Genomic DNA, 831 nt, shown 5'->3' with positions numbered 1-831 from the left:
TTATCAAAGGTAACAATCGCAAATGATACGACTGAAAAAACTTCTACAACCAATTTCACGGCTAATGTTTCAACGACAAATGATAAGGTGTCTGATAGTACAATTAATGCTTTGAAAACACAATTATTTAATGTCATTGTAAAAGAACCCTTTAAGGAAATGAACTTTGATACCAATAAGTTACCTGAAAATTCGGTACAAAGTGAACAAACGGCATTACTTGCAACAAAAGGCGATACTGATTCGGTTAGTAAATATGCTAAGAAAAATAAAGAAGCTGGCTTCACAAAATTAGGGTTTTCAAGTATAGCCGATAAATTTATGGTTGCATTAGCTTCTCTGTTTAAAGGTTTTGTTTTAACTGTGATTACAGTTGGTACATTAATGTACACGTGGGTGTTACAGTTAATTGTTGTTTTTGCGATATTTGTAGCACCTATTATTTTAGTCTTGTCTATCTTACCTCAGTTTGAGCATATGGCAGGTAATTTGGCAAAAAGAATCGTCGTGTTTACGGCTTTATCAGTATCTGGTCTATTAGGTGTGCAAATGGGGCTTATCTTTAATAGCTTTGTGGAAATGGCATTTAGAAATGTGTCACATTCATATTATATTTCAATTTTCATACAGTTCGCTTTGTATTTCCTTTTGTGGAAACAAAGAGATAAGTTGACTTCTCTATTTGATACAGCTAAGAAAAGTGTTTCTGAATTGGCAAAAGGTAGTCTTGATCCTGTCAAGTCATTACCAAGTCTGTCTAATGCCAAAAATCCATTTAACTTTAACAAAACACCTGCTCTCTCAACTTCTAGTGGTAGTCTATCAAGTAAT

1 protein-coding gene is annotated in these 831 nt (G+C 33.5%); it reads left to right on the top strand.

Annotation, left to right across the window (positions count from 1 at the left end; translation table 11 throughout):
- Positions 1-111: 111 nt before the first annotated feature.
- Positions 112-831: hypothetical protein (locus LRA01S_RS11145; protein WP_218003140.1), on the top strand; the 720-nt coding region annotated here is incomplete at its 3' end.

Source organism: Pseudolactococcus raffinolactis NBRC 100932 (genome assembly GCF_001591765.1).
GTDB lineage: Bacteria > Bacillota > Bacilli > Lactobacillales > Streptococcaceae > Pseudolactococcus > Pseudolactococcus raffinolactis.
Note: the sequence above shows the minus strand (reverse complement) of the source record. Positions and strands in the feature narration are given on the sequence as shown.